The organism is Amycolatopsis mongoliensis, assembly GCF_030285665.1.
In the GTDB taxonomy this organism is placed as follows: Bacteria; Actinomycetota; Actinomycetes; order Mycobacteriales; family Pseudonocardiaceae; genus Amycolatopsis; species Amycolatopsis mongoliensis.
Map to the genome: position 1 here is coordinate 10,715,383 of NZ_CP127295.1, position 26,479 is coordinate 10,741,861.

A 26,479-nucleotide genomic window follows, 5' to 3' on the forward strand; every position below is an offset into this window, starting at 1 on the left:
CTTTCATCCGGTTGTCAAGGCGACCCGGCCGGTCGCCTGCTCACTCGCTGAAGGTGGCCTCGACCTCGAGGACGATCTCGACCTGGTCACCGGCGAACACCTTCGCCCCTTCGGCCGCGACACCGAAGTCGATCCCGAAGTCACTGCGGCTGAGGGACGTCTTGCCCGCGAATCCGACGCGCGGCTCGCCCTGCATGCCCGTCGGGTCCACGCCGAGGAACTCGACCTCGATGTCCACCGCCTTGGTGATGTCGCGGATCGTCAGATCTCCGGTGAGCGTCCACTTGTCGCCGGCCGCGCGCAGGGCGGTGCTGGCGAACGTCATCTTCGGCGACTGCTCGATGTCGAAGAAGTCCTTGGTGCGCAGGTGGTTGTCGCGCATCTCGTTCGCGGTGTCCACGGAGGACAGTTCGATGGCCACGTGCACCGACGACACGTCCGCCGTCTCGCCGACCACGATCTCGCCGGAGAACTCGGTGAAGCGTCCCCGCACCCGGCTCATCAGATGACGCACGGAGAATCCGACCGACGAGTGTCCCGGGTCGATCACCCACGTGCCGGGGGTCACGCCGGGCAACGGGCTCCGGCCGGCGGTGTCCACACTTTCGCTCACAGTTCCTCCCAGATCAACGAATGCTGATTCCCCGCGACCGCCGGTGCGCGCACCGGCAGCCATCCACTTGGATTGTCACAGCCGGCGACCGGCTCCGTCACCTTCGTGATTGCCTCTCCGCGGCGGGCTCAGGCCGCCGAGGAAAGCGCGTTCTTCAGGCGTACGGGCAGGTGGCGGTGGCCGTTCATGATGAACGTGGGATACGGGACGAGGTCCTGGGGGTCGACAGCCAGCGTCAGGTCGGGGAAGCGCTCGAAGAGCGCCGAGAGGCTCGCTTTGCCCAGCATCCGGGCGATCCCCGCGCCGAGGCAGAAGTGCGCGCCGTGGCCGAACGACAGGTGCTCCTTGTCCGCGCGGGTGATGTCGAATTCGGCGGCGGAGGCCCCGTGCAGCGCCGGGTCACGCCCGACCGCGGCGTAGTTGATCAGGATCGGGTCGCCCTTCGGGATGGTGACACCGTCCAGCTCGATGTCCTCCACCGCGAACCGCAGCGGCAGGCTCGCCAGCGGCGCCTGCAGCCGCAGCACCTCCTCCATGACCTCCTCCCACGAAACCTGCCCCGACTTGACCAGCTCGAGCTGCTCGGGGTGGGTGAGCAGCGCGGTGACCGCGTTGTCGAGGAAGTTGATCGTGGTCTCCGAGCCCGCGCCGAGGATCGCGAAGACCGTGTCGGTCAGCTCCTGCTCGCTCATCCGCGAGCCGTCCTCGTCCCGGGCGGCGATCAGGTCGCTCGTGATGTCGGGGCCGGGCTCCGCGCGCTTCTGCGCGATGAGATCGGTGATCGCGTCACGCCAGCCGAGCAGCGTTTCCTGCGCCTGCTCGGGTGTGACGTTCGTGGCCACCATCAGGTCGATCATCTTCGCCGCCGCGATCCTGGCCTCGTCCGACATGCCGATCAGCTCGGCCACCAGCATGCCGGGGAGCGGGTAGGCGAACGCCGTCTTCAGGTCGACCACCTCGCCGGCGGCCAAGGCGCCGGCCAGGCGGTCGAGCAGCGTGTCGATCATCGCCTGCGCCTTCGGGCGGATCTCGTCCGGCCGGCGCGCGTTGAACGCCTTGCTGGTCAGCCGGCGCAGCCGGCGGTGGTCGCCGCCGAAGGTGGTCGAGATGTTGTCCATCGCGACCCAGCTGATCATCTCCCAGTCGGGCGGGACCTCGCCGTTGATGAAGGCCGGCCAGTGCAGGCGGGCGCTCTTGCTGACGTTCGGGTCGGCCAGCAGCTTCTTGCCGACCTCGTAGCTGCTGACCGTCCAGGCCAGCACGCCACCCGGCAGCTCCACCTGGGTGGCGGGGCCCAGCGGGCGCAGCCGCTCCGCTTCCGCGTGGATGTCTCGGCCCGTGGGGTCCAGGGTGAAGGGACGGTTCGAACTCATTGCGGTCTCCCGATTTCTTGCGATGCTCCGGCCGGAACAGGGAATGGCCGGGTGCCTGGAACGTCACCCCGGCCATTCGTGGTTTCGCATCTGCGGCCATCCGCAGTACTCGCCTGGTGGTACTACTGCTTCCTGGCGCAGAGGATCAGGTAGGTGACGTCCTCCGGCCCCAGGTGGAACGCCTCTCGCATCCCCTGCCGGATACCCTCGGTCATCTCCGCGCCGAATTCCTCGGTGAGCAGGCCGCTCACCTTCTCGAAGTGCTCGGTGTGGCGCTTGCCGGTGTTCACGTACACGCGGCGGCTCTGGATCCGCTCCTCGACCACGAAACCCGCGGACTCGAACGCCTTGATCCAGCTCTCCGCGGTCATGGGCTCGCGAGCCAGGGGGAACGGCTTCTTCAACGGCGAGGCATCCGTCGTCTTCGAGATTTCGGAAATGGCCACGCGACCACCGGGCCGGAGCACGCGGTGGAACTCGGCCAGTGCCTTCTCGAGGTCGAAGGCGTTGAAGAGCGACTCGAACGCGACGATCGCGTCGAAGTGGTTCTCGGGGAAGGACAGGCAATGGTAGTCGCCGGTCTCGAACCGGACCTGGCCGGAAACTTCGCTCGCGGCCGCCCGCGTCCGGGCCTTCGCGGCCTCGACCGGGCTGATCGTGATACCCGTGACCTCGACGCCGTACGCGCCGGCGATGTCGATCGACGCAGTTCCGGAACCGCACCCGGCGTCCAGCAGGCTCTCGCCGCGCCGCAGCCCGAGGGTGTCGACGATCTTGCGGGTGAGGCGCTCGGCGCCCACTTCCAGCGAAGCCTCGTCGTTGTCGTCGTACCAGTAACCCTGGCGCTGGTAGCCACCGAAGTACTTGTCGGCCAACGCGCTCGCGCCGTCGTAGAAGTCGGCGACCTCGGCCGGATTCCAGTTCAGTTCGCTCACGGAGTTCCCCTCTGGCGTCGAGTTTGACTACAGGATTTCAGCGTTCCCCCGGTGCGGCGTCTTCCCTGTTGCTGCACGTCGGAAACGCCGAATCCGGGGAAGCCAGCGACGCGCGCAGCAGTTCCCGGTACTCGGCGACCATCGCGACGATCGTGGATTCGTCGAACTCGAAGCTGTCGTACTTCACCACGCCCACCATGTCCCCGGCGGGATCCAGGTCGAAGTCCCACAGACTGCCGTTCGGTATTTCCGAGGTGTCCGTGGCCGACAACAGGCGACGGCGGAGGCCGGTGTAGCGGAGATCGCCGATCAGCTCTTCCTCGAGCGTCTGCGGGTAGTGGTTGACCTCGAAGGTGTTGACGACCCCGTGGGGGTCCATGAACGGTTCCATCAGGCCCGGGTCGGCCTGCAGCAGGACCTCGCGGAACGGCAGTTCGTAGCTGATGGCCTCCAGCAGCGTGGCGCGGGTCCGGTGCACCAGGTCGCGGAAGGACGCGCAGCCGGCGACGTCGGTCCGCATCGGCACGAGGTTGAAGAACAGCCCGACGGTTTCGTGGAACGCCGGCTCCCCGCGGCCGGCCATGAAGGTCGGAGCCACGATGTCCGTCGCCCCCGTCCTCCGGTGCAGGAACAGGTTGTAGCACGCGTAGAGGACCATGAAGGACGAGCTCCGCATCGACCTCGCCAGCGCGTTGGTGGCGCTGAAGAGCTGCGGGTCGAACGAGAACCTGTACACCGAGTAGGACGGCCGGCGGGCCGGCTGTCGCACCCGGTCGGTGGGGATGGTGACGAACTTCGCGCCCGCCAGCTTGGTCCGCCAGTATTCGCGCGCGACGACCGCGCGCTCCCCGGCCAGCGTCTCCTGCTGCCAGCTCGCGTGCTCGCCGTACTGCCGCATATCCGGCAGCCTGGGTTCGGCGAACCCCCGGCGGTTCGCGTAGCAGGTCGCGAGGTCGCGAAGGATCAGATGCATGGACCAGGCGTCGCTGACCGAGTGGTGGGTGACGAGCACGAGCACGGCGTCGTCGTCGTCGAACCGTCCCAAGCTGGCTCGCAGCAGTGGCATCTCGCCGATGCGGCACCGGTCGGCGCACTCGACCTCGTTGAGGAACTCGTGCGCGCGCCGCTCCCGGTCGGCTTCGGTCACCGCCGCGGAAAGGTCGCTGACCGCGAGACGCACGGGACTCGGCGGGTGGACGCGGCCGTAGGGCTCTCCTTCGTCCCGGACGATGAGCGTGCGCAGCCCTTCGTGGCGCGCCGCGACGTCGTCCAGGGCCGACTGCAGGGTGGCCAGATCCAGCCGGCCGCGCAGCCGCCAGCCCGCGGAGACGATGTTCCGCGGTCCGAATGCGCCGAATTCGTCGTTACCCTGGTCGAAAGCGCACATGAACGCCTGGCTGGCCGAAAGGTGCCGCCGGTCGGTGACGTCATCGGCGGCCGGGGACTCTTGTTCGAGGGTCATCGGACTGCGATTCCTCTCATATCCCGGTCGCCTCCCTGGAGGCGGTTTCTGCGGCGCGTGAGCTGTCCGGCTGCGGTTCATCGTGCCTGCCCGCCATGACGCGGTCATCTCGGTCCGTGCTGGCCGTCCCCGGCCCCGTGTCCGGGGATTTCTTCGAAATTGCTCAGGATCCGCTTCGGCGCAAGAATACGGGCAGGCTGCGATACTCTGGCGCGCGTATTCGGGAGAACACCCGCACAAGCCGGAAGAGAGAGCTCGAAGACCGTGAAACTGATTACCACGACGTGTGTCACCGTCGACGGCGTGATGCAGGGACTCGGCGCAGCGGACGAGGACCGTCGCGGCGGGTTCGAGCGCGGTGGGTGGCAGGGTCCGCTGTGGGACGGCGAGGCCGGAGCGTTCCTGAACGAAGTCTACGCGCGCGCCGACGCGTTCCTGTTCGGGCGCCGGACCTACGAGATCTTCGCCGGCTCCTGGGGTGCGATGGCCGCGGATCCGGGCGACAACGTCATCGCGGTGGCCTTGAACTCGAAGCCCAAGTACGTCGCGTCGAACACGCTGACCGATCCGGGGTGGGCGGACACGACCGTGCTCTCCGGCGACCTCGCCGCCGCCGTCGGCGAGCTGAAGGCCAAACCGGGCGGCGAGCTGCAGGTGCACGGCAGCGGCGCCCTGATCCGGTGGCTGCTCGACCACGAGCTCGTCGACGAGATCACCCTGCTCATCGCCCCCGTGATCCTCGGCCAGGGCCGGCGGCTGTTCGCCGACACCGGCCTCGACACCGTGCTCGAACAGGTGGAATCGCGATCCACGCCCAGCGGGATCACACTCCAGACCTACCGGCCCCACGGCCGCCCCCGGTACGCCAGGGCCGACGCCTGAGTGCGAAGTCTCCGGAAAAGAGATCCCCCGCGGTGTCGAATCGGTGCGGCGGCGTTCGTAGTAAGGAGTGAGGGCCGGTCCACGAGGGTCGTCCCCGAGCAGTGAGAAAGGAACCGCGATCATGAAACTGACAACCACCACGCAGATCTCCGTCGACGGCGTGATGCAGGGGAACGGCGGACGCCACCCCGAGCTCGACGGCGGGTTCGTGCGCGGCGGCTGGGCGAGGATGCGGTTCGACGAAGAATCCGGATCGTACGTCAACGACATCTACCAGCGCGCGGACGCGTTCCTGTTCGGCCGGCGAACCTACGAGTTCTTCGCCGGCTACTGGGGAGTGATCGAACCGGGCAGCAACACCATCGCCGACGCCCTCAACACGCGGCCCAAGTACGTCGCGTCGAACACGCTGACCGAACCCGGCTGGGCCGAGACGACCCTGCTCTCCGGTGACCTCGCGGCGGCCATCGGCGAGCTGAAGGCCAAACCGGGCGGTGAGCTGCAGGTGCACGGCAGCGGCGCCCTGATCCGGTGGCTGCTCGAGCACGACCTGGTCGACGAGATGACACTGCTCGTCGTCCCGGTGGTCGTCGGCGAGGGCACGCGGCTGTTCCCCGAGGCCGGCCTGGACACCTCGCTCGAGCTGGTCGAATCGCGTGCCTTCCCGAAGGGCATCGTGGCTCAGGTCTACCGGACCGACGGCCGCCCGCAGTACCCCTCCGAGTGACGAGGACGGCGAAGGCTCGGCGGAGACGTGGCAGTCTCCGCGAGCCCTCGTCCGGGCCCCGGCGCGACGCTGCCCCCGCAAGCGACGAGATGCGCCGCGGCCGGCACCTCCAGCATGCTGGCGAAGATGCCCCTTCCCGCGCGCCCGGCCGTTCACCGGGTTCGGCGCCGTGGCAGGCCTTCGCCCAGCGGCCGGACGACCCGGCGGCCCGACAGAGGAGACGGGACAGATGGCCAACCCGCTCGCAGTACCGGACGCTGACCACCGGCACCTCTCGCGAGAGCGCGGCACTCGCCCGGCGGCGCACGCCGAGTCCGGGGCGGGGGTGGCGCGGTGACCGAGCCGACGCGGCCGCTGACCGGGGCCGAGTACCTCGAGAGCCTGCGCGACGACCGCGAAATCTACCTCTACGGCGAACGCGTCAAAGACGTCACCGCGCACCCCGCTTTCTGCAACCCGGCAAGGATGACCGCCCGGCTCTACGACGCCCTCCATGCCCCGAAGCACCGCGACATCCTCACCACGGCCACGGATGCCGGCGGACCGGGCGGCTACACCCACCGTTTCTTCACCACCCCGCACAGCGCCGACGACCTCGTCGCCGACCAGAAGGCCATCGCCGAGTGGTCTCGCCTCAGCTACGGCTGGATGGGCCGATCCCCTGATTACAAAGCCGCCTTCCTCGGCACCCTCGGCGCCAACGCCGACTTCTACAACCCCTTCGCCGACAACGCCCGACGCTGGTACCGCGAATCCCAGGAAAAAGTTCTCTACTGGAACCACGCTTTCGTGCACCCGCCCGTCGACCGCGACCGGCCACCCCACGAAGTCGCCGACGTCTTCGTCCACGTCGAACGCGAAACCGACAACGGCCTCATCGTCTCCGGCGCCAAAGTCGTCGCCACCGGGTCGGCGCTGACCCACTACAACTTCATCGCCCACGACCGGCTGCCGGTCAAGGACCGCAAGTTCAACATCGTGGCCACCGTGCCGATGGACGCACCCGGCATGAAGCTGATCTGCCGCCAGTCCTACACCGCCGCCTCCGCCCTCACCGGCAGCCCCTTCGACTACCCCCTCTCCTCCCGCATGGACGAAAACGACGCCGTCCTCGTGATGGACAAGGTGCTCATTCCCTGGGAGAACGTGTTCATCTACGGCGACGTGGCCAAAGTGGGGATGTTCGCCGGGCAGTCGGGGTTCAACGAGCGAGCCCAGTTCCACGGCGCCACGCGGCTCGCGGTGAAGTTCGAATTCCTGGCCGGCCTGCTCGCCAAAGCCTTGGAGATCACCGGCGTCAGCGACTTCCGCGGGGTGCAGTCCCGGCTGGGCGAAGTCCTCGCTTGGCGCAACCTGCTCTGGGGCCTGTCCGACGCCGCCGCCCGCAATCCGGTGCCGTGGCGCAACGGGTCGGTGCTCCCCAACCCGGACTACGGGATGGCCTACCGCTGGTTCTCCCAGCTCGGCTACGCCCGCATCCGCGAAATCGTCCTCCAAGACGTCGCCAGCGGCCTCATCTACCTCAACTCCAGCGCCAAGGACTTCGAAAATCCCGACGTCCGGCCGTATCTGGACAAGTACCTCCGTGGCTCCCACGGCATCGACGCCGTCGAACGCGTGAAGGTCATGAAGCTGCTGTGGGACGCCGTCGGCACCGAATTCGGCGGCCGCCACGAACTCTACGAACGCAACTACACCGGCAGCCACGAAAACACCCGGGTGGCGTTGCTGCTCGGCCAGCTGGCCGACGGAAAGCTCGACAGCTACAAGCAATTCGTCGACAACTGCCTCGCCGAATACGACCTCGACGGATGGACCGTCCCCGACCTCACCACCTTCGACCAGCTCGGCAAGGCGGGCCGCGACCTCCTCGGCTGAGGTCCCGGACGGGCCACTCCCGAGAGCAGGAGACGGACCGGGCCCGGAGCTTTCCATCCGCTCCGGGCCCCTCTTCGCACCGATCGCCCCGGCGTCTTCCCCTGACGATCAGAGGCCGAAGGCCAGCAGCACGTGTCCCTTGTCCGTCGAATACTCAGGCCAGTAGCCCGACTGCACGTACACCATCCCGTTCGAGATGACCGCACCTCCGCCCGTGCCGGTGATCGCGCTCCCCATGCCCTCGATCCCGTTCACCCCGGTGAAGTTCCGGATCGTGTCGAAGGTCCAGAGCACCTGGCCGTTCTTGGCGTCATATGCCCGGAACTTGCCGTCGTTCGAGCCCTCCCACACCAGGCCGGGACTGCTGGACGCGGCCGGCCCGTGTGCGCGGACGCAGATGGCGGGATACTGCGCGGCGCCGCCCGTGGTGCAGCCGTCGGCGGGGTTCGGCGTCTGCCACCGGACGTCCCCGTTGGCCGGGTTCACCGCGAACAGCTTGCCCGGGTTGGCGTAGTACGTGGCAATGTAGAGCGACTTGCCGTCGTAGCTCGCGCCCCACTGGATGCCGCCCTGGCCACCGTTCGCCTGCGGCTCGCCGAGCAGACGGCGCCACACCACCTCACCGGTCCGCGCGTCGAACACGTGGTACACACCCGTCTTCTGGCCGACGCCCACCAGCGTGCGGTCGCCGGCGACGAAGACGTTCGGGGTGCCCCCGATGTCGTAGTCGTTCGCCGTGCCCTCCGCGAGGCCCGGGCAGTAACCGGTCGGATCCGGGTCCCAGCACAGCATCCGCCACGTGTCGGAGTCGGTGACCTGGTTCTTCCAGCGCACGCCGCCGGTCCGGGCGTCCAGCGCCAGCATCGTGTCGACGTCACCGCCGCTGCCGCTGTAGTTCTGGCCGGTGCCGACGTACAGCGTGCCGGTACGCGGGTCGATCACCGGCGAGCTCCACACGCCGACGCCGGACGGGCCGAACATCGGCGCGCCGCTCGGCCACGTGCCGATCCGCTTCGGCTCAGGCACCGTGTAGTACCGCCACTTCAGCTCGCCGGTGCGGGCGTCGAGCGAGTCCAGGTGACCGCGGAACGTGCAGCACGCATAGTCCCGTCCCGCACCGTTCTCCAGGCTGGACACGCCGATGTAGACCCGTCCTTTGTAGAAGATCGGTGAACTGGTGACGGTGGCGTACGGGTGCGTGTCGATCCGGGCGGACCAGCTCAACGCTCCTGTGCGAGCGTCGAGTGCGTAGAAGTAGCCCCGTGCGTCGCCGAAGTACACCTTGCCTTCCGCGACCGTGGGCGCGTCCCACACCATGATGCAGGTCGTGGCCGAGTTGGGCGGCCGGTCCGCGCAGTGGTTTTCCGGATCGACCGACTTCAGGTCGAACTCCCACTTCGCGGCACCGTTGCCGGCGTTCCGCGCGTAGAACTTGCCGTCCGACCCGCCGAAGTAGACCGTGTTGCCGACGACGGCCGGCTCGCTGCGCACGAACGTGCTCTCGGTCTTCGGGTAGGCGAACGCCCACTTCAGTTTCAGGTTCTTGACATTCCGTGCGTCGATGCGGTGCTCCGCCGCGGCGTAGCGGGACCCGAAGAGGTCCTTTTGCCACGTCGCCCAGTCACCCTCGCTTGTGGACTGTCCGGCAGCCGACACGCTGCCGGCCGTCGACGCGACAGTCAGGAGCACGACGGCGCCGAACGTGAAGAGTTTTCTTGCGCGTGAGAAGGACAAAGCTCACCACCTCAAGAGACGTCATCTGACCGCCGGCGACGGTCAGCGATTCGTTCTCTCGAATCCTTGACGGCGACCTGGGGTTCGCCATCCTCGAAAGTGCGCTCGTTCCCATCCTCCACTCAGGACCGTACGCCGGCCCGGCCGCCGCTCGACCGCAGTTCACGGGAAGTACCGGCCCGGCTACCGGTCGTCGGGAGCGGGACGACGGCCGCGGCGACGCGACGCGGCTCGGCATGTCCGGAGATGCCGGTATACCCCTGGCGGGTGATAGTCGAGACCCTGCGGCGATCCACACCTTCCGGCAGGCGAGAAGTCCTTGGGGACCACGAGCAACACCTCGACGCGCCCGCGCGGCACCTGCACCACGCGAGCCTGCCGGGTACTGCCCGAACTGCGCGCGCACCGGCCGGGACGCCTTCTACGGCGGCATCGACGTCGCCGGCACCGGCATCGAGCCCGAGTTCCCGCTCGAGCCCGACCTCGTGATCGACAACCACCCGCCGCGGACCGCGGCGGAGGCCGCCGGGCGGATCCCCGCGGCGCTCGAGAACGGATCGGCGCGGACGGTCCCTCGATGAAGATCGTCCTGCACATGCGCAGCAGCGGTTCGGACGGCACCACGCCGGTCGCCGGGCTGCCGATGCCGGCGAGGCACGCGAGACCGGACCTGGCTCGCGCTCACCGGAATGCCCGCGACCCGGCGGGCGTCGAACTCGCTCGCCTGCCCGGCGGCATCGAAGCCCCCCTCGCCCGGCTGCTTCGCGGAGCCCGCGCCGTTCGGCCGGGCTCCGCTCGGACCGGTCCCATCGCGTCGGCTGACGGCGGCGCGCTGCCGGGCGCCGGGCGGTTCGGCGCTCCCCGTCGATCACGGGTGTTCGGGCCGGACGAAAGCCGGGCGCGGGAGAACGAACGGTCAGGCCGTCACGGTGAGCGCGTCCGGGGTCACGGGCGGATACGCGAGGGCCGCCGCGTTGTGCCGGTCGAGCAGTGCCTGCGCTTCCTCCGTCGCCAGGCGGAACCGGCTCGCCGGCTCCGCTCCCGAGACCAGCACGTCGTGCATCGCCGCGATCATGACGCCGTTGACGCCGTTGAGGTTACCGAGCAGCGGACCGGCTCCGGCCGGCGTCCGGTTCGGTGAAGCGAGCTGTTCCGTCGCCACGCGGAAGCCGGGGAACGGCTCGGCCCAGTGCTCCGCCATGGCCTGCTCGTACGCAGGCAGGGTCAGCGGAAGGGATCGGTCCCGCATCCGCGTGATCGCGTGCTCCGGGTCGAGCTGGTGCTGAAGGAAAGCCAGTGCGCCGTCCTCCTTCTCCTTCGGCAGACCGGCGGTCAGGAAGAAGGACTGGCCGCCGAACGGCCCGCCGCTGTAGGGCTGGTCACCGGAACGCGGCAGGTGACCGGCGGTGAGCTCGAAACCGCCTTCGGCCGCCATGCCCGCCATGACGTCGCCGACCGCCGAGGAAGTGACCGCGAAGGCGACCTCCTGCCGGCCGAACGCCTCCATGCCACCGAAATAGTCGTTCAACTCTCCGGTGTAGTGGTAATGGCCGCTCTCGTGCATCCCCTGCCACCACTTCACGTAGCGGAGCAACTCCGGAGAATCGAGGAAAACCCGCGTGGACCGGCCGGTCCGGCCGTTGTCGCCGTTGCTGAACAACCCGCCCTGCCCGACGACCTCGCGGTGGAACAGCCAACCGTAGTTGGGCCAGGTGACCCCGTGCGGTGGCCCGTCCGCCAGCTCGGCGACCGCGCAACACGCGGCTTCCAGCTCCTGCCACGTCACCGGCATCCGGTCGATGCCGGCCCGCTCGAGCACGGTCTTGTTGGCGAAGAGGATGTTGCTCGTGACGGACGTCGGCATGGAAACCAGTTCGCCGCCCCGACTCCAGTAGTCACGCGCCGAGGGCATGAGATCGCCGATGACGACCGGTTCGCCGAGGATCTTGGCGCGGTCCCCGATCGCGCGCTGGACCGGCACGAACAACGGCTCGCCGTTGCGATCCCGCGTGTCGAGCGCCACCTGGGTCGCCGTGTAGACGTACTCGGCGAGGTCCGGCGGGTTTCCCCGCGCCACCGCTTCGGCCACCGCCTTCGGCAGCTCGCGGTAGTCGATCTTGCGGATCCGCACCTGGTACTCCGGGTGTGCCCGGTTGAACGACTCGGCCGCGTCCACTATCGGATTACCGAAACCCGGAAGCATGTCCTCTTCGGAATCTTCGATCTTCGCGCTGTCCCCGAGCCATGCCTCGATGACGATGGGCACGTCGGTTCCGGTCGAATCCGACACAGCATCCTCCGCAGTTCTCACGTTGCCGAGCCAGGGCTGCCTCTGGAACCGAGACTAACAGCCGGCACCGGAACGTCCCCTCTCTTGCCGTGCGGGCCGTCGCACTTTTCGAGAGGTACCCGGCATTTCCGCGTGGGACCATTCCGATTGCGTGCGCCCAACCGATCTTCGACGTGGCGAGCCGATCCGCATTCATTATCACCAGGAGGAAATGCTGATGGCGACCGGAGAACTGGACGAGATCGAGCAGTACGTGGTGGACGTGTCGCTCCGCGAGGACGATATCGCGCGCGAACTGCGAATGGCCACCATGCAGCTGCTCGCGCACGGCATGCTGGCCCCGCCGGCGGAGGGGCAGCTGCTCGGCTTCCTCGTCGGGCTGATCTCCGCCACCACCGTGGTGGAAGTCGGGACGTTCACCGGGTACAGCACACTGGCGATGGCCCGGGCCCTTCCCGCACACGGCCGGCTCATCACGTGCGATGTCAGCGCCGAGTGGGCCGACATCGGCCGGCCGTTCTGGGTCCGCGCCGGTGTCTCCGACCGCATCCAGCTCGAACTGCGACCGGCGGTCGAGACCCTGGACGCGCTCCTGGCCGACGGCGCGGCCGGCACCGTGGACCTCGCGTTCATCGACGCCAACAAGGACAGCTACTCCGTCTACTACGAACGGTGCCTCGAGCTGCTCCGGCCGGGCGGGTTGCTCGTGCTGGACAACGTGCTCTGGTCGGGCCGGGTCGCCCGGCCGGGCTTCAGCGACCCGGACACGGACGCGCTGCGGACGTTGAACGCCGCGCTGCGCGACGACAAGCGGGTCGAACTGAGCATGCTCCCGGTCTTCGACGGTGTGACGCTGGCGTACAAGCGCGCCACCGTCGTCACCGAACCCCGATGAACCCCGAACGGCATGTCATCCGGAGAGGGTGAGCAGAAACTGATGGACGGAAACGGAAACCGGGCGACGGTGTCGCCGATCCCGGGACGCGCGCGGCTCGACCCGCGCCGGCGGCTGGCCTTGGCCGTGCTGTGCGCGGCGACCTTCATCATCATTCTCGACGGTTCGATCGTGTTCGTCGCGGTGCCGTCGATGGCGAAGGACCTCGCGCTGACGCCGAGTGCCGTGCAATGGGTGCTCAGCTCGTACCTGCTCAGCTTCGGCGGGCTGCTGCTGCTCGGCGGACGCATTGCGGACCTGCTCGGCCGGCGCCGGATGTTCGTCGTCGGCGCCGCCCTGCTGGCCGTTTCGTCCCTGCTGTGCGGGCTGGCGTGGTCGGCGGAGGTGCTGATCGCGGCCCGGGTGGCCGAGGGCTTCGCCGCGGCGATCATGACGCCGACGGCGCTGTCGATCCTGATGACCACGTTCGCCGAAGGCCACGAGCGCAACAAGGCGCTGGGTGTCTGGAGTTCGGCCGCGGGCATCGGCGGCACCATCGGTTCGCTGCTCGGCGGACCGCTGACCACCGGGCCGGGCTGGGGCTGGATCTTCTTCGTCAACATCCCGGTGGCCGTGCTCGTGGTCGTGCTGAGCCCACTGGTGCTGCGGGAGAGCTACGACCGCGAGCGCGCCCGGACCTTCGACCTGGCCGGCGCGCTGACCAGCACGGCGGCCCTCGTCGGACTCGTCTACCTCATCGTCGACGCACCACAGGCCGGCTGGCGGAGCGGCCGGACGATCGGCCTGGGTGCCGTCGTCCTCGTGCTGCTGGCCGGGTTCGTCCTGGTCGAACGCCGCTCCGCCGCCCCGCTGCTGCCGCTGCGGTACCTCCGCAGCAAGGGGTTCGTCGGCGGCAACCTGGTGATGCTCGCCGTCGGCATGGCGGTGCACGGCGGGATGGGCGTGGTGATGACCCAGTACGCCCAGGTGGTGCTCGGTTACTCGGCCGTCCAGTACGGCCTCATGTTCGCCGTCATGACGGTGCTGACCGTGCTCGGTTCGACGCTCGCCGGCGGCCCGCTGGTGAACCGGTTCGGCACCCGTCCGGTCACGGTGGCCGGGCTGGTGCTGATCGGCTTCAGCTGCCTGAGCTTGACCGGGATCTCCGCGCGGGGCAGCTTCGTCGACGACATGCTGTTCGGCATGCTGCTGTTCGGCCCGGGGCTCGGCGCCGCGTTCGTCGCCGGCTCCATCGCCGGGCTGGCCGGGGTGCCCGCCGACGACGCCGGGATGGCGTCCGGGGTGAACACCGCCGCGTTCCACATCGGTGGTGCCCTCGGCATCGCGATCCTCACCACGGTCGCGGCCTCGGCGGCGACCGGACCGGATCCGGCCGCGGCGATGACCGCCGGCTTCCGGACCGCCTTCGCCGTCGCCATCGCCTTCGCCGTCGCCGGTGTCCTCGCCGCACTGTTCCTTCTCGGCAAACCGCGGAAATCCGCGACGGTGACCGCGATCACCGGCAAGGCGGGCCGCAAAGCCGCCTAGTGTCGCGCGTTGCAAGTTGTTTGCCGTTCGAGGTGTCGAGAGCCTGCGCCACGAGACCCCGGCCCGTGCAGCCCCTCCCGCGACGACATGAATGAGTCATTCACCTCGTCCGGCGACATGAATGACTCATTCATGTCGCCGGCCCCGCCGCCGCGACCCTCGGCAGATCCAGGTCCGATGCCACCTTGGCGCGCAGGGCCGGGCCGCTGTCAACGAACCTCAGACGCACGGCACTAGGAGCCGGGTCGCACAGCGTGAAATGCCGTCCGGTCGATCGGCGGACGACACTGGGCCGCGAAACCGGCCAGGCAGCGGCTTCGCCCGCGCAGCCGCCGCCTGGCCGGTCTGTCCGGTCCGGACGCTGCTGCCGGTGCGGCCCGACCATCCGGCAAGGAGAGACCGACGACCGAAGCGGCACACCTCGGTGACCGCGAGATCGTCGCGTTTGACCAGCAGTTCCCATCGTGCGTGCGGCCGAGACCGCGGAGCTCGGCGCGGACGAGTTCGAACCGGCCGTCGAGCGGCCGGCCCTGACCACGAACAACGTGACCTGCGCGCGTGGGGCGGCATCGCGCCGATGAACTTCCGGGACGCGTTCCCCACGCCGGACCCGGCCCTCGGCCGGCTCCCGGGGTGGGCTTCGTCCGGGTGACGCGTTCGAACCATCCCGGCTACGCGGCGGGCGACCGGTTCTTCGCCTACGCGCCGTCGTCGAGCCACCACGTGGTCCGGCCGCGACCGCCCGGGCGCGGGTTCCTGGACACCGCGCCAGGCCGGCACTTCGCGCACCCGTGGTACCGGACGTTCCGGCCAGCCGGTCCGGCGGACCACCGCGGCGACCGGCGCACCCTGCTCCGGCGCGTCCACCCCGCGTCGTTCCCCGTCGGCGACTTCGTCACGGGCAGGGCGGGCGACGGCGAGCTCACCGTCGTCACCTCGGCCTCGAGCAAGGTGGGCATCGGGATCGCGCACCGCCTGCGCAGCAACGCGAACGTGCACACCGTCGGCCTCACGTCGGACGGCGACTCCGGGTTCCACCGGCTTCGGCGTCTACGACGAGGTGGCCACCGACGATGACCTGCCCGGTGGCATGGTCCTCTGCGTCGACCTCGCCGGCCACTCCGAGGCCTGACCGCTGCACCGTCCTCACCCCCTGATCGGGAGTCCCCCGTCACGACGCTGCCGAGGTCCGCTTCGCGGACCTCGGCAGCGTCGTGACGGGGGATCGATCGGCACCGGAACAAAAGAGCGGGCGCCTGAATCACTCGCGGCGCCCGCTGGTCGTGCCGGCGGGACTTACGCGGCGCGGTCGGTGCGGTCGCCGGCCGGGACGATCGTCGCCACGGCCGGGGCGGGCTTGCGACGCGACGTGGCGAACCGCCGCATGATCGGCCGCTCGATGAACGTGAAGGTCGCCCAGGACAGCAGCAGGGCCACCGCGAACAGCAGGACCATCACCGCGATCGCGGTCGGCGTGCTCCAGTTCTCCCCCGCGCCCAGCCACTGGTGACCGGTGGCGATCACCAGGTAGTGCCACATGTAGAAGGCGAACGAGACCTCGCCGAGCCAGACCATCACCTTGCTGCCGAGGAACGTCCGCTGCCCCTCGACGTCGGCGGTCGCCGCCGCGACGATGAGCAGGCCGAGCGGCACGATCATGACCGCGGTGAACTGGTAGACCACGCCGAACAACGGGGTGACGAAGTAGGCGCCGACCGCCAGCGCGACCGCTCCGCCGAGCTTCAGCGGCACCCGCCTCCCGCTGAGCACGATCTTCGCCAGGAAGATGCCGAAGACGAACGTCAGCAGCTGCACCGGCGGGAGGTAGTAGGCGAACCACAGCTCCCAGCTGGTGAAGCCCTGGGGGAACAGCTGACCGCTCGGCAGCAGCAGGGCGAAGCTCGGGATGGAGATGACCGCGAGGGCCGAAAGGACCGTCCAGAACCAGAGCCGCTCCGGCCGGATCCGGTCGATCAGCCTGTTGATGAACGGGAAGGCGAAGTAGAACAACGCCTCGCAGGACAGCGACCAGGCCACCGGGTTGAAGGCGGCGCGGACGAAGAGGTCGGGATGCCAGCTCTGCAGCAGAAGCAGGTTCAGCAGGCCCTGCCAGCCCTGGCTGGCCGCCTTGCCGAAGCCGACCAGCAGGATGAGTGCGGCGATGAAGGTGAGCAGGTGGTTGGGGTAGATCTTGAAGAACCGCCTGCGCCAGAACTTCGGCGCCGTGTCCCCGGGCCGCACGGCCCAGGCGAGGACGAAACCGCTGAGCACGAAGAAGAAGGTCACGCCGGTGTACCCGCCCTGGGAGAACAGCACCTGCGTGGTCTTCTGCGCACCCGGTGAGGCGAACGGGTAGACGAAGGTCGAGTGGAAGAGGAAAACCATACCGGCCGCGATGAAACGCGCCCCGGTCAGCGACGGCAATCGCGACGGCACGTCACGTACCGTCGGTGACCCCAATCGAGGTACGGCTGGCTCGTGCGCCATTGATGCACTCCCTTGGTCGTGCTGGCTTGGGCGACGGCCTTCGGGACTTCCGTCGGCATTCACCCCAGTTACGGGTCGACCCGATTGTTCGGGTCGACCAACCTTTTCACGGCAAAACCCGGCCCTCACCTTCCATGATGCCCCGCACTGCGGGTGGCCGGCCGAGCACCGTCCGCGGTCGACAGTGGACGGACGGCGGGTCTCGCCGCAGCTCGCACTCACCGGGCAGTGCCACACTGCGCAACCGGTCCACTGCTCAACGTGCTATTTTCCAGGCATGTCCGGCGATTCCGGGCGTCGGAAAAAGACAATCACGCCGACCGTGTATTTCCGTCGATAATCACCATCCCACACCGCACGCAGAAAGAACGCTTCCGACTAGGGCGAATGCGACCATCCCTGAAGCCGGCCTCCTCTACGCCGGCACTGGGGAGCGAAATGAAATGCTGAACAGACGACGCGTTCTCACACTCGGCGGGCTGACCGTGGGCGGAGCGGCAGCCGGATTCCTTTTGCCCAAGGGCACGCCCGCGCACGTGCAGCCACTGTCCGACGCGCACATGGGCGGGCAGATGGCCGGGATGGACATGGCCGGCATGCTGCACCACACCGGGCCCCTCACACCCGAAACCACGCCGCCTCCCGTCACCCCGTTCACCACGGCCATGCCCGTGTCGCCCGTCCTGCGCCCGGCCGCGCGCAGCTCGACCACGGACTTCTACCGGCTGGCGATCCAGCCGGCGAACGTGGAGATCTTCCCCGGCACGACGACGCCGGCGCTCACGTACGGCGGCCTCTTCCCGGGGCCGACCATCCGCGCCCGCACCGGTCGCGCCGTGCAGATCACCTACACCAACGGCCTGAGCGAGGTCTCCAACGTCCACCTCCACGGCGGCCACACGCCTCAGGACAGCGACGGCTACTCGATGGACACCTTCGCGCCCGGAGCCTCGCGCACGTACCGGTACCCGAACCTGCAGCAGGGCGCGACACTCTGGTACCACGACCACGCGATGGGTTTCGAAGCCGATCACCTCTACCGCGGCCTGCAAGGCTTCTACGTCCTCGAGGACGACGTCGAGACGCCGCTGCGGCTGCCCTCGGGTGAGTTCGACGTGCCGATCATGGTGCGCGACGCGCACTTCGACGAGAACGCCGGCTGGGTCAGCGCCTTCCCGCGCGACACGGTGCTGACGAACGGGAAGATCCAGCCGTACTTCCGGGTTGCCGCGCGCAAGTACCGGTTCCGCCTGCTGAACGCCGCGAACGACCGGCTCCTGAAGCTGAACCTGAACGGCACCGAGATGATCCGGATCGGCTCGGACGGCGGACTGCTGCCCACGCCGGTGCCGGAAACCGAGCTCTCCCTCGCCTCGGGCGAGCGCACGGACTTCGTCGTCGACTTCGGCAGGTTCCCGGTCGGCAAGCAACTGGTGTTGTCCGATGCGAACGCCGGTCCCGTCCTGCGCTTCGACGTCGTGCGGTCCGCGCCGGACACCAGCCGCGTCCCCGATGTGCTGCGCCCGCTTCCCGCCATGCCCCCAGCGACGGTCACGCGTGACATCACCATGAGCTTCGACTTCACCGGCGCCACCCCGGTCGGCCTGATGAACGGGAAGGCGTTCGACCCGAACCGGGTGGACTACCAGATCAAGCGCGGCACCACGGAGCTCTGGCGGATCCACAACGGCGACGCCGCGCCCCTCGACCACACCTTCCACGTACACCTGGTGCAGTTCCGCGTCGTCGACCGCGGCGGCGCACCACTGCTTCCGGTCGACGCGGGGCGCAAGGACACAGTGTTCGTCACCGCCGGGAATTCGGTCGCGGTCCAGGCGACCTTCGGCGACTACCTCGGCAAGTACGTCTTCCACTGCCACTTCATCGAGCATTCGGTGATGGGCATGATGGGCCAGATCGAAATCGTGCCCTGATCCCGGCCGGCCCGGGAACGGCTTTCCGCCGTTCCCGGGCTTCGCCGCGTCTTGTCCACAGAGGATGGACGGTCGGCAACACAGGAGATGCACGCCGCGCGGAACGGCTGTCAGGCTTCTGCCGCGTTCCCGGGCCGGCCCGACTTCGGCCCCGTGATCGGTTTGGGGAGTGCCCATGAAGTTTCGCTTTCGTCCGGACGGCCGGGCCAAGCTCGCGGTGATCGCCGCCGCGGCCGCCCTGGTGATGGCCAGTGGAAGTGGTGCGGCTGCGACGACGAGCCCCGGCAAGCACGCCGGCCCGGCCGGCGACGGCACGGCCGTCACCCCGGTCGGCTTCCGGGTGACCCCCGCCGGCCGGCAGACCGGCCTGGGTGACCTGCCGCTCAGTGCGGTGTTCTTCCCGGACCAGCAGCACCTGGTCGTCGCGAACGCGGGCAACGGCCCGCAGTCCCTGCAGGTTGTCGACACGGCGACCGGCACGGTGACGCAGACGATCACCTACGACCAGCCGGAAGCCGTGTTCACGGGACTGGCGTTCAGCCCGGACGGCACACACCTGTACGTCAGCGGCGGTGGCAGCGACAAGATCCGCGTGCTCGGCGTCTCCGGTGCGCACCTCACCGAACAGGCGTCGATCCCGCTGACCGTCACCGACTCCGCCGGCCGGCAGGTCGACGCCTACCCAGCCGGTCTCGCCGTCACGCCGGACGGCGCCCGGCTCGTCGTCGCCGACCAGCTCGCCGACGCCGCGACGGTGGTCGACCTCGCCACCGGCCACGCGAGCACGATCAGCGTCGGTCACGCCCCGTACGGGGTCACCCTGGCGAAGGACGGGCGCACCGCCTACGTCACCAACCGCGGCGGCAACACCGTCAGCGTGCTCGACGTGAGCACCGCGACCCCGGCCGTGCGCACCACGGTCACCGTCGGCACCCACCCCAACCAGTCGGTCCTCGACGCCGCCGGGCGCCGGCTCTACGTGGCCGACGGCGACTCCGACCAGGTCAGCGTGCTGGACACGGCGACCAACCGGGTGGTGCGGACCCTCGACCTGGCGCCGTACCCGAACGCGCCGGTCGGCTCGAACCCGCTCGGCCTGACCCTGTCACCGGACGGACGCACCCTGTACGTCGCGAACTCCGGCAACAACGACGTCGCCGTGATCGACGTGGACCGCGGGCAGGTCACCGGGCTGATCCCCACCGGCTGGTACCCGGCGTCGGTGCTCGCCTCGGCCGGCAAGCTGTTCGTCCTCAACGCCAAGGGCCTCGGCGCCGGTCCCAACCCCGACGGTCCCAGCCCCTTCCTGGACACCCCCGAATCGACCATGGACCCCGCGTGGCGCGCCCAGTTCATCGGCACGATGATGGTCGGGACGCTGTCCACCATCACGCTGACCACGGACCCCGGCCGGCTGGCCGGCTGGACCCGGCAGGTCGTCGACAACAACGGGTTCGCGCTCGCCGACCGTGTCCGCGGCGGAGGCAACTCTGTCGTGCCCGGACGCGTCGGCGGCCCGACGCCGATCAAGCACGTGATCTACGTGGTCAAGGAAGCCCGCACCTACGACCAGATGCTCGGCGATCTGGGCAAGGGCAACGGCGCCCCGGAGCTCACCCTGTTCGGCGAAGCCAGCACGCCGAACCTGCGCGCGCTCGCGAACCGCTTCGTGACGCTGGACAACACCTACGCCAACGCGGAGGTGGGCACGCAGGGCTGGAGCTGGGCCACGGCGGCCAACTCCAACTCCTACACCGAGCAGACATGGGGAGCCACACCCCGCCGGCACACCGGCGGCACGATGCCCCCGGCCGCGACCGGTGATCCGGCCGTCGCGCCGAACCGGGATCCGGCCGGCGCGTACCTCTGGGACCGGCTGGCGGACAAGGGGATCTCCTTCCGCAACTACGGATTCGCCGTGGCGCCGGACCCGGCCGGGAAGCTGCGCGCCCCCGACCCGAAGCTGGATGCGCACACCGACCCGGACTACGTCGGCTTCCAGCCCGACTGCGCCGACTCGGCCGGGAGCTTCGCGCCGCAGGGCGGCAACAGCTGCATGCTGCCGCGCATCGAGGAGTGGAAGCGGGAGTTCGCCGGTTACGTGGCCGGCGGGAACCTGCCCACCGTCCAGTTCGTCTCGCTGCCCAACGACTTCACGTTCGGCAACTGGCCCGGCAAGCCGACTCCGCCGGCCTACATCGGTGACAACGACTGGGCGCTCGGCCAGCTGGTGGAGGCGGTCTCGCACTCGAAGTACTGGGCCGACACGGCCATCTTCGTGACCGAGAGCAACGCCCAGGCCGGCGCGGACCACGTGGACGCGCACCGCACCACGTCCCTGGTGGTCAGCCCGTACACGCAGACCGGCAAGGTGGACTCCACCTTCTACAGCACGGTGTCCGTGCTGCGCACCATCGAACTGATCGTCGGCATCAAGCCGCTGACCCAGTTCGACGCCTACGCCACGCCGATGACCAACGCCTTCACCGACTGCCCGAGCTTCACGCCCTACACGGCGACCAAGCCGAGCACGTCGTTCACGGAGGTGAACCCGCCACCGGCCGGTGGCGGCAACTGAGACACCTCCGGGGTGCGGCTCGCCCGAGCCGCACCCCGGTCGCGCAGGTGATCCCGCGGCTCGCGCACCGCATCGTCGAGGACGTCGGCGCGGGCCGCGGGTGTGATGCTTGACGTGGTTCACGCTCGTCGAAGGGACGACCAGGACATGGCAGCCGCCAGCAATGCGCCAGCGAACGACCCCGCGTCCCGGACGGGGGAAACCACGCGTCCGCTGACCGGGGCCGAGTACCTCGAGAGCCTGCGCGACGACCGCGAAATCTACCTCTACGGCGAACGCGTCAAAGACGTCACCGCGCACCCCGCCTTCCACAACCCGGCGAGGATGACCGCCCGCCTCTACGACGCCCTGCACGACCCTCGACATCGGGACGTGCTCACCACGGCCACGGATGCCGGCGGGCCCGATGGCTACACCCACCGCTTCTTCACCACCCCGCACAGCGCCGACGACCTCGTCGCCGACCAACAAGCCATCGCCGCATGGTCCCGCCTCAGCTACGGCTGGATGGGCCGATCCCCCGACTACAAAGCCGCCTTCCTCGGCACCCTCGGCGCCAACGCCGACTTCTACAACCCCTTCGCCGACAACGCCCGACGCTGGTACCGCGAATCCCAGGAAAAAGTCCTCTACTGGAACCACGCGATCGTGCACCCACCCGTCGACCGCGACCGGCCACCCCACGAAGTCGCCGACGTGTTCATCCACGTCGAACGCGAAACCGACAACGGCCTCATCGTCTCCGGCGCCAAAGTCGTCGCCACCGGCTCCGCCCTCACGCACTACAACTTCATCGCCCACACCGGGCTGCCGATCAAGGACCGCAAATTCGCCCTGGTCGCGACCGTGCCGATGGACGCACCCGGCATGAAGCTGATCTGCCGCCAGTCCTACACCGCCGCCTCCGCCCTCACCGGCAGCCCGTTCGACTACCCCCTCTCCTCCCGCATGGACGAAAACGACGCCATTCTCGTCCTGGACAAGGTGCTCATTCCCTGGGAGAACGTGTTCATCTACGGCGACGTCGTCAAGGTCGGTATGTTTTCGGGATATTCCGGTTTCATCGAGCGGTTCACCTTTCACGGTTGCACCCGGCTCGCGGTGAAGTTCGAATTCCTCGCCGGCCTCCTCGCCAAAGCCTTGGAAATCACCGGCGTCAGCGACTTCCGCGGCGTCCAAGCCCGCCTCGGCGAAGTCCTCGCCTGGCGCAACCTCTTCTGGGGACTCTCCGACGCCGCCGCCCGCAACCCCGTCCCCTGGCGCAACGGCGCCGTACTCCCCAACCCGAACTACGGCATGGCATTCCGCTGGTTCTCCCAGCTCGGCTACGCCCGCATCCGCGAAATCGTCCTCCAAGACGTCGCCAGCGGCCTCATCTACCTCAACTCCAGCGCACAAGACTTCCACAACGAAAACATGCGCCCCTACCTCGACAAATACCTCCGCGGCTCCCACGGCATCGACGCCGTCCACCGCGTCAAAGTCATGAAACTCCTCTGGGACGCCGTCGGCACCGAATTCGGCGGCCGCCACGAACTCTACGAACGCAACTACACCGGAAACCACGAAAACACCCGCGTAGAGCTACTCCAGAGCCAACTCGCCGACGGACAACTCGACAGCTACAAACAATTCGTCGACAACTGCCTCGCCGAATACGACCTCGACGGATGGACCGTCCCCGACCTCACCACCTTCGACCACCTCGGCAAGGCCGGCCGCGACCTCCTCAGCTGAACACCGCAACGCCGTCGTCCCGGGCCGAAACGCCCGGGACGACGGCGTTCAGGTGTCCGGCACAAAGAAAGTCCGTCCGGCGATTCCCTTTCGCCGGACGGACTTCGTCTTCGCGGGCCGGGTCGGCTCACCCGGTCTGCGCCGCGATGAACTCGGTGACTCCGCGCGGGCGCAGATCCAGCCAGTGCTCGCGGACGTAGGCCAGGCACTCGTCCCGGCGTCCCGGGCCGTGCACCACGACCCAGCCGTCCGGCGTGGCCGCGAAGGCCGGCCACAGCGAGTGCTGGTCCTCGTCGTTGCGCAGCACGGTGTAGTGGGCGTTCTGGTCCTCGAATGGGTTGGCCATCCGATCCTCCCTCCGGCTCAGGCCGCCGCCGCGGCGGCGTCGTCGAGGTGGTCGGCCAGCCCGGCCACCGTCGGTACGTCGAACAACACGTTGATCAGCAAGTCGACGTCGAGCTCGGTCCGGATCCGGCTGAGCAGCCGCATCGCCTGCAGCGACTGGCCACCGAGGTCGAAGAAGCTGTCGTCGATGCCGACCTTCGGCACCTCGAGGACCGAGCTGAAGATCGCGCACAGCTTCTCCTGCAGCGGCGTCTCCGGGGCCCGGAACGCCGACGCGGCTTCGAAGTCGGGCTCCGGCATCGCCTTGCGGTCCAGCTTGCCGTTCGACGTCAGCGGGAGCGACTCCAACTGGATGAGCGCGGCCGGAACCATGTAGTCGGGCAGCTTCTCCTTGGCGTGGGCGCGCAGCGCCCCCAGGTCGATGTCACCGGACTCCGGCACAACGTAGCCAACCAGCCGTTTCTCGCCCGACTCGAGTTCGCGCACCACGACGACGACCTGCGCGAGACCGGGGTAGCCGCTCAGCGCCGCCTCCACCTCGGCCAGCTCGACCCGGAAGCCCAGGATCTTCACTTGGCTGCTCGCCCGGCCGACGAACTCGATCAACCCGTCGTCGTTGCGCCGGGCCAGGTCGCCGGTGCGGTACATGCGGCTGCCCGGCTCGCCGAACGGGTCCGCCACGAAGGACTCGGCGGTCAGGTCCGTGCGGCCGAAGTAGCCCCGCGCCACTCCGCGGCCGCCGATGTAGATCTCTCCTTCGATGCCGTTCGGCACCGGGGACAGGCGGTCGTCGAGGATGTGGATGTCGACGTCGTTGAACGCGTCCCCGACCGGCACCAGCGTGCCGGGCCGGTAGGACGCGGTCAACGGGTGGTGGGCGGAGAACAACGAGCACTCCGTGACGCCGTACATCGCCCGGATCACGATGTCCGGGCACGTGTCCAGCACCCGGCGCACCGCGTTGGGCGCGATCACGTCGCCGCCGGTGAGGATCTCCGACAGGCCGGTGAACGTCTCCAGCGATTCCTCCGCGAGCACCCGGAACAGACCGGCCGTCAGGTGGATGCCGGTGATCCGCTCCCCCGCGATCAGCTCACGCAGCTTGGCCGGCTCCAGGCGCCCGGCCGGCGCGATGACGATCCGGCCACCGTGCAGCAGCGGCATCCAGATCTCGTAGGTGGAGACGTTGAAGGCGTACGGCGCCACCATCAGCACCCGCGCGTGCCGCGCAGGCGTCCACTGCGTGTTGAAGATCAGCCGCACCACGTCCCGCTGGGTCACGGCGACGCCCTTGGGGTGGCCGGTGGAGCCGGAGGTGTGGATGACGTAGGCCAGCTGGTCCGGGTGGATCGGCACCGACGGGTCGGTGGCCGGCTGCTCGGCGGTCGCCGGATCGTCGTCGACGACCACGACCGGCACGCCGCCCGGCAGACCGGCCCCCCGCGTGGCGGTGTCGGCCAGCAGCACCGTCACCTCCGCGTGGTCCACGACCCACTGCCGGCGGTCCGGCGGGTAGTCCTCGTGCACCGGGACGTAGACGCCGCCGGCCTTGACCGTGGCGAGGGTCGCCACCACCAGGTCGATGGACCGCTCCAGCAGCACAGCCACGCGGTCGTCCTGGCGGACACCGAGGCCGATCAGCCGGTGGGCGAGCCGGTTGGCCCGCTCGTCCAGCTCGCGATAGGTCAGCTTGACCGCACCGGCGGACACCGCCATCGCGTCCGGCGTCCGGGCGACCTGCTCGGCGAACCGCTCGGGGATGACAAATGATTCCATTTCCGTGTTCCCCATCCCTTTCCTAGCCCGCCAACGTGTCCGGGGTCTGCGGCGCGTCGGAGTCCCGGAACGCCCGCAGCGCCAGCGGACCGTCGAAGATGTCCCGCATACCGGAGACCCCGGAAAGCATCCGGGCGAAGTCGATCTTGCGCGGCCGCAGGCGCTTCGGGTCGATGCTCTGCTGCGCCGCTTCGAAGTAGTCCTCCTTGGACTTCGTGCGGTCGTAAAAGAACCGGACGAACTCCAAGAGCGAGTTGAGGAACTCGCGGTAGTTGCGTTCGTAGCGCTCGTAGAGCGCCGCCTCCTGGTCGGGGTTGCGCAGCGCGAGGTTGGCCGTCTCGAACAGGCCGAGCGAACCGCGCAGCGTCAGGCCGACTCCGGTGGAGAGCAGAGGATCGATGAACGCGGCCGCGTCGCCGACCAGCGCCCAGCCGGGACCGTAGAACTTCTTGCAGGTGTACGACCAGTCCTTGATCGTGCGGTATCCGCTCACCCGGGTGGCCGGCGCGGTCAGGGAGGTGATCTCGTCGGCCGCGGCCAGTTCGCTCGCGTGCAGCTCCTCCAGCGTCTTGCCCGACTTCTTGAACTCCTCGATGGGCGTCACGTACCCGACGCTCACCGTCCCGTCCGAGAGCGGGATGAACCAGAACCAGCCGTGCGGGCGGTTCTCGGTGAGCGTGTCGCCCCACCGCGTCCCGCTGTAGCGGTTGCAGCCCTGGAAGTACGCCCAGACCGCGAGGTTGCGAAGGTCGTTGTGGTACTCGATGAGGTCGAGCTTGCGCGGGAGCAGGTGCTGCTGGCCGGATGCGTCGACCACCAGCTTCGAGCCGACGGTCGTCGGCTCCGCGTCGCCCTTGCGTTGGAAGCGCACGCCGACCGCGCGGTCCCCGTCGAAGAGGACGTCCTGGACCGTGGCCTCCTCGATGACGAGCGCGCCCAGTTCGCGGGCCCGGCCGAGCAGCACCGAGTCGAAGTCCGCGCGGCGGACCTGGAAGGTGTACTCGTACTCCGAGGCTTCGGTGAACCGGAAGTCCCAGGCCCCCTGGTTGCGTCCCCACAGCAGCGTGCCGCCGTACTTGCGGACGTAACCCATCCGGTCCAGCTTCTCGCGCAGCCCGAGCGCCTCGATCGTCGGCATCGAGCCGGTGATGAGCGATTCACCGATGTGGTAGCGGGGGAACTTCTCCTTCTCCAGCACGAGTACCTTGTGCCCCTGCTGTGCCAGCAGCCCCGCGGTCGCCGACCCGCCGGGACCACCGCCGATGACGACGACGTCGAAGTCTTCTGTGTCAGCCATGGTCGTGCT

19 protein-coding genes are annotated in these 26,479 nt (G+C 68.9%); 9 read left to right on the forward strand and 10 right to left on the reverse strand.

All coding sequences use genetic code 11. The features are described from left to right. Nucleotides 1-40: 40 nt before the first annotated feature. The 4 genes from QRX60_RS50995 to QRX60_RS51010 all read right to left on the reverse strand — a co-directional run bounded on the left by QRX60_RS50995 (nucleotide 41) and on the right by QRX60_RS51010 (nucleotide 4,383). On the reverse strand, nucleotides 41-613 hold the full coding sequence (locus QRX60_RS50995) for a YceI family protein (protein WP_285998650.1): 573 nt from the start codon (nucleotides 611-613) through the stop codon (nucleotides 41-43). A gap of 128 nt (nucleotides 614-741) precedes the next feature. Continuing rightward, complete coding sequence (locus tag QRX60_RS51000; RefSeq protein ID WP_285998651.1) at nucleotides 742-1,986, reverse strand: cytochrome P450 family protein; 1,245 nt, start codon at nucleotides 1,984-1,986, stop codon at nucleotides 742-744. Between the two features lie 122 nt (nucleotides 1,987-2,108). After that, nucleotides 2,109-2,921 carry an SAM-dependent methyltransferase gene (locus QRX60_RS51005; RefSeq protein ID WP_285998652.1) on the reverse strand — a complete coding sequence of 271 codons (813 nt, stop codon included), beginning with the start codon at nucleotides 2,919-2,921 and terminating at the stop codon, nucleotides 2,109-2,111. A 37-nt stretch (nucleotides 2,922-2,958) separates the two neighbouring features. Then, the gene (locus QRX60_RS51010) at nucleotides 2,959-4,383 is read right to left on the reverse strand and encodes a condensation domain-containing protein (protein ID WP_285998653.1); all 1,425 of its coding nucleotides are present in this window, start codon (nucleotides 4,381-4,383) and stop codon (nucleotides 2,959-2,961) included. A 264-nt stretch (nucleotides 4,384-4,647) separates the two neighbouring features. Between QRX60_RS51010 and QRX60_RS51015 the strand changes: the two genes are divergently transcribed. From QRX60_RS51015 to QRX60_RS51025, 3 genes are all read left to right on the forward strand, one after another. After that, nucleotides 4,648-5,265 (forward strand): dihydrofolate reductase family protein, encoded by a 618-nt coding sequence (locus QRX60_RS51015; protein ID WP_285998654.1) that lies wholly within the window; start codon nucleotides 4,648-4,650, stop codon nucleotides 5,263-5,265. A 121-nt stretch (nucleotides 5,266-5,386) separates the two neighbouring features. After that, nucleotides 5,387-5,992, forward strand: a complete 606-nt coding sequence (locus QRX60_RS51020; protein WP_285998655.1) for a dihydrofolate reductase family protein — start codon at nucleotides 5,387-5,389, stop codon at nucleotides 5,990-5,992. 333 nt (nucleotides 5,993-6,325) lie between these two features. Further along, nucleotides 6,326-7,870 carry a 4-hydroxyphenylacetate 3-hydroxylase family protein gene (locus QRX60_RS51025; protein ID WP_285998656.1) on the forward strand — a complete coding sequence of 515 codons (1,545 nt, stop codon included), beginning with the start codon at nucleotides 6,326-6,328 and terminating at the stop codon, nucleotides 7,868-7,870. Between the two features lie 108 nt (nucleotides 7,871-7,978). Here QRX60_RS51025 and QRX60_RS51030 read toward each other — a convergent pair whose 3' ends face one another. Both QRX60_RS51030 and QRX60_RS51035 read right to left on the reverse strand, forming a co-directional pair. After that, complete coding sequence (locus QRX60_RS51030; RefSeq protein WP_332845817.1) at nucleotides 7,979-9,559, reverse strand: outer membrane protein assembly factor BamB family protein; 1,581 nt, start codon at nucleotides 9,557-9,559, stop codon at nucleotides 7,979-7,981. 961 nt (nucleotides 9,560-10,520) lie between these two features. Beyond that, a complete protein-coding gene (locus QRX60_RS51035; RefSeq protein WP_285998657.1) occupies nucleotides 10,521-11,870 on the reverse strand; it encodes an extracellular solute-binding protein in 1,350 nt (449 codons plus the stop codon). Between the two features lie 241 nt (nucleotides 11,871-12,111). Between QRX60_RS51035 and QRX60_RS51040 the strand changes: the two genes are divergently transcribed. The 3 genes from QRX60_RS51040 to QRX60_RS51050 all read left to right on the forward strand — a co-directional run bounded on the left by QRX60_RS51040 (nucleotide 12,112) and on the right by QRX60_RS51050 (nucleotide 15,393). Continuing rightward, nucleotides 12,112-12,789: an O-methyltransferase gene (locus QRX60_RS51040; RefSeq protein ID WP_285998658.1), complete on the forward strand. Its 678-nt coding sequence runs from the start codon at nucleotides 12,112-12,114 to the stop codon at nucleotides 12,787-12,789. A gap of 42 nt (nucleotides 12,790-12,831) precedes the next feature. Beyond that, nucleotides 12,832-14,316: an MFS transporter gene (locus QRX60_RS51045; protein ID WP_285998659.1), complete on the forward strand. Its 1,485-nt coding sequence runs from the start codon at nucleotides 12,832-12,834 to the stop codon at nucleotides 14,314-14,316. A 633-nt stretch (nucleotides 14,317-14,949) separates the two neighbouring features. Then, entirely contained in the window at nucleotides 14,950-15,393 is a 444-nt protein-coding gene (locus tag QRX60_RS51050) for a DUF2855 family protein (RefSeq protein WP_285998660.1), read from the forward strand. Nucleotides 15,394-15,612: 219 nt separating this feature from the next. Here the strand turns inward: QRX60_RS51050 and QRX60_RS51055 are convergent, their stop codons facing one another. Beyond that, entirely contained in the window at nucleotides 15,613-16,803 is a 1,191-nt protein-coding gene (locus QRX60_RS51055) for an acyltransferase family protein (protein ID WP_285998661.1), read from the reverse strand. A gap of 443 nt (nucleotides 16,804-17,246) precedes the next feature. On the opposite strand from QRX60_RS51055, the gene QRX60_RS51060 reads away from it, so the two are divergent. The 3 genes from QRX60_RS51060 to QRX60_RS51070 all read left to right on the forward strand — a co-directional run bounded on the left by QRX60_RS51060 (nucleotide 17,247) and on the right by QRX60_RS51070 (nucleotide 23,052). Continuing rightward, nucleotides 17,247-18,737: a multicopper oxidase family protein gene (locus tag QRX60_RS51060; RefSeq protein ID WP_285998662.1), complete on the forward strand. Its 1,491-nt coding sequence runs from the start codon at nucleotides 17,247-17,249 to the stop codon at nucleotides 18,735-18,737. A 175-nt stretch (nucleotides 18,738-18,912) separates the two neighbouring features. Further along, nucleotides 18,913-21,315: a beta-propeller fold lactonase family protein gene (locus QRX60_RS51065; protein WP_285998663.1), complete on the forward strand. Its 2,403-nt coding sequence runs from the start codon at nucleotides 18,913-18,915 to the stop codon at nucleotides 21,313-21,315. Between the two features lie 147 nt (nucleotides 21,316-21,462). Continuing rightward, entirely contained in the window at nucleotides 21,463-23,052 is a 1,590-nt protein-coding gene (locus QRX60_RS51070) for a 4-hydroxyphenylacetate 3-hydroxylase family protein (protein WP_285998664.1), read from the forward strand. A gap of 127 nt (nucleotides 23,053-23,179) precedes the next feature. Here the strand turns inward: QRX60_RS51070 and QRX60_RS51075 are convergent, their stop codons facing one another. Genes QRX60_RS51075 through QRX60_RS51085 form a run of 3 tightly spaced genes read right to left on the reverse strand, consistent with a single transcriptional unit; the run spans nucleotide 23,180 to nucleotide 26,470 of the window. After that, nucleotides 23,180-23,398 carry an MbtH family protein gene (locus QRX60_RS51075; protein ID WP_285998665.1) on the reverse strand — a complete coding sequence of 73 codons (219 nt, stop codon included), beginning with the start codon at nucleotides 23,396-23,398 and terminating at the stop codon, nucleotides 23,180-23,182. Between the two features lie 17 nt (nucleotides 23,399-23,415). Further along, nucleotides 23,416-25,173: a non-ribosomal peptide synthetase gene (locus QRX60_RS51080; RefSeq protein ID WP_285998666.1), complete on the reverse strand. Its 1,758-nt coding sequence runs from the start codon at nucleotides 25,171-25,173 to the stop codon at nucleotides 23,416-23,418. 22 nt (nucleotides 25,174-25,195) lie between these two features. Then, nucleotides 25,196-26,470: an NAD(P)/FAD-dependent oxidoreductase gene (locus tag QRX60_RS51085; RefSeq protein WP_285998667.1), complete on the reverse strand. Its 1,275-nt coding sequence runs from the start codon at nucleotides 26,468-26,470 to the stop codon at nucleotides 25,196-25,198. Nucleotides 26,471-26,479: the final 9 nt, after the last annotated feature.